Here is a 3061-nt window from a genome sequence, read left to right as displayed (position 1 = left end):
GGACGAAACCCGTCGCCTCCCGCCCGGCGGTCGACAGTGACCACCCCGTTGACGAGCACGACGTCGACACCGCTGGGCGCGGCGGGCGTGTCGAACGTCGCGTTCTCCCCGACGGTCGCCTCGTCGAACACCACGACGTCGCCGCGCATGCCTACGCGCAAGGTTCCGCGGTCCGCCAGACCCATCAGCGAGGCGGGGACCGAGGTCATCTTCCGGAGCGCGGTCTCGAGCGGCAGCGCGCGCTTGACCCGTACGTACTCGCCCAGCACCTTCGGGAAGGCGCCGTAGCTGCGTGGATGGCACGGGGCCAGCCAGGGCTGGTTGAACCCGTCGGTGCAGATCGCGACGTACGGCAGCGAGAGGTAGCGGCGGACCGCGTCGTCGCTCGTGCTCAGGTCGGACCCCATGACGGCGTCGTCCCGCTCGTCGGGCAGCATCTCCAGGATCAGTGCCGCCGCCGTCTCGGGCGTCGGGGCTACACCGCGGGCGGCGAGGATCCGCGCCAGCGACATTCCCTGCCATCGCCGTCCCTGGCCGTCGGTCCAGTCGAACACAACCACCAGGTCGCCGTCTCCCCCGTGGTAGCGGATGATCCGGTCGACTATCCCGGCCTCGATCCGCCTACGGTGGCCCTCGTCGCGCAGGTAGGTGTCCATCAGGGTGGCTTTGCCCGCTGCCAGGTGCTCGCCGGGGATGAAGATGGACGGGTTCCAGCCGAAGAAGGGGTATGGGTACTGGTCTCCTGCCACGTCGATGCCGTCGGCCCGTGCCGCCTCGACGGCGCTGATCACCGCCTCGGTCTTCCACCAGTTGCAGGCGCCGTCGGACTTGAGGTGGGAGAGCTGGACCCGGGCACCCGAGTCGCGGCCGATCCGGATCGCCTCCTCGACCGCGGCGAGCAGGTGGTCGCCCTCGCTGCGCATGTGGCTGGCGTACAAACCGCCGTGCTCCGCCACAACGTCGGCGCAGGCGATCAGTTCTTCGGTGCGGGCGGAAAGCCCGGGAATGTATTCGAGCCCGGTCGACATGCCGAACGCGCCGTCCGCCATCGCCTTGCCGATCATGGCTTTCATGGCCTGGAGCTGCCCGTCGGAGAGCACCTCCTGATCGGCCGGAATCCCGCAGGAGGCACGTGCGAATCCGTGGCCTATGAGCGTGCCGAAATTTACCGCCGGCGCCCGGAGATCCAGCCGGGAAAGGAGTTCTCCGGGCTCCATCCGGGACATTCCGCAGTTGCCGGCCAGAACCGTCGTTATTCCTTGCATGAGGTAGTTCTTGAAAAGCAGGTAATCCGGGTCGTCGAACAGGTCGAGATCGGTGTGCGTGTGGATGTCGACGAATCCCGGGCAGGCGATCCGCCCGCCCGCGTCGATGACGTCGGTGGTCGGGCCGATGTGTGGGACGACCCCGTTCCGGCTGCCGACGTAGCTGATCCGGCCGTCGTTGATCGCCAGCGCCGCGGCATGCGGTCGCGCGGGGTCCATGGTGATCACGCGGGCGTCGAGGACGACGGTGTCTGCCGGCCCGGTGCCTCCGGGCGCGCCTGTGCGGCTCATGTGCTTGTTCCTTTCTGGGGGTCCTGCTGCCCCGGCCGCTCCCATAAAGCGTCCGGGGCGAGGCGTGCGACGGGGATGCCGAGTTGCTCGGCCGTGAACCGGGCGAGGACGCGGCGCGCCGCCCGGGTGGACATGTCGCTGTAGCCGAGGGTGGCGCGCAGGGCCAGGCTCTCGGAGATGGCGACGTAACGCTCGCACACCTCTGGGAGCGGGGCCACCGGCGCGAACGTCCCGTCCGCGACGCCCGCCCCGAACACCTCCAGCACGGCGTCCGACCAGCGTCTCGACATGCGGACGCACTCGTCGAGGAAGGCGGGGTGGCGCCTGACCCGGCCCCATACCTCCAGCCACAGCAGGTACTCCTCATAGGTCCCCTGATCGCTGGGGATGCTGAGGTCCATGAGGCGGCGCAGGCGGTCGACGGTGCTCACCTTCTCTTCCCGCAGGAGGTGCACGGTCGCGTGCAACTGGTCGCCCGCCCAGCGGAAGGCCGCCAGCAGCGCCTCGTCCTTGCTTCTGAAGTAATAGTGGATGCTGGCGTTCGAGACCCCCGCCTCACGGGCGATGTCCGCGATGCGCGTCGCCTCGATGCCGCGCTTGGCCATGATCCGGCAGGCCGCGATGCGGATCCGGTCCTCCGGGCTGCCCGGGTCGGGGGTCCGTGCTGGGAGGTTGTGGCCCTGGTCCTTCCAGAGCCGGGCGAGCCGGCGCAGCAGCTCCGCGTCGTCGCCCCCGGCCCGTAAGACCTCTTCGACGCGGCGCGTCATCCGCCAGGCGCGCCGGTAGTCGATGCCGAGCGCCCCGGCAAGCCGGTTCGGCCGGGCCCTGCCCGGCGACTCCAGCACGATCAAGACGGCGTCCAGCCACGCCGCCAGCCGGATCGGTGAGCCCGCGAACGGGGTGGCCGACGCCGGGTAGACGTGCGCGCCGCAGCTGTCGCACGCGTAGGCGCGCCGCCGCGAGATCCGATGGAACGAGCGGTGGGTGCCGCACCGGCGGCAGAACGACGTCCCGCCGTCGGGAGCGTGGACGATGGTCCAGAGCACCGCCAGCGCGGCCTCCTCCCGGCCGGCGTCCGGAGCCAGTCGATCCCTACTTGCCTCTACGGGTATTTCCACTTCTCCGGCTCTCCATAAACGCAAGGTCAACCATGCCTTGACAAGCCATCTTGGCGAATGCGATTGTTTCCCGCATCAAAAATATACCTTTAGAAACATCGGAGAAATAAATGCCCGGGGCGTTTCGTGGTCTTCACAACGAAGAGGGCGGGTCCGGATGAGCGGGAGTTCCCCCGCTGCGCGATTCATCACCGGGCTGACGTGGGACATGCTGCCCGGCGAGGTAATCGAGCGCGCTGGCATGTGCTTGACGGACACGCTCGCGGCCATGCTCGCCGGACGCGCAACCCGAGCCGCCCGCGTCGCCGCCGACCTCGCCCACGATTGGTGGCCGGGCGGCACGGCGACATCGATCGTCGGCGGCGACCGGCTCGCCACCGGCGGCGC

The 3061-nt window shown here is 69.4% G+C and carries 3 protein-coding genes; 1 reads left to right on the top strand and 2 read right to left on the bottom strand.

Annotated features, from left to right (window positions below; all coding sequences use genetic code 11):
• The coding region (locus AB0J09_RS60655; RefSeq protein WP_360712978.1) for an amidohydrolase family protein at nucleotides 1-1556 on the bottom strand (1556 nt) is incomplete at its 3' end.
• Nucleotides 1553-2674, bottom strand: coding sequence for a TetR/AcrR family transcriptional regulator (locus tag AB0J09_RS60650; RefSeq protein WP_360712975.1), 1122 nt, complete (start codon nucleotides 2672-2674; stop codon nucleotides 1553-1555). The genes AB0J09_RS60655 and AB0J09_RS60650, both read right to left, overlap by 4 nt.
• A gap of 157 nt (nucleotides 2675-2831) precedes the next feature.
• Here AB0J09_RS60650 and AB0J09_RS60645 point away from each other — a divergent pair.
• A partial coding sequence (locus tag AB0J09_RS60645; RefSeq protein ID WP_360712972.1) for an MmgE/PrpD family protein occupies nucleotides 2832-3061 on the top strand: 230 nt, incomplete at its 3' end.

The sequence above is a fragment of the Nonomuraea sp. NPDC049784 genome (assembly GCF_040659615.1).
GTDB lineage: Bacteria > Actinomycetota > Actinomycetes > Streptosporangiales > Streptosporangiaceae > Nonomuraea.
The sequence above is the reverse complement of the archived record's forward strand: the minus strand, read 5'-3'. Positions and strand labels throughout refer to the sequence as shown.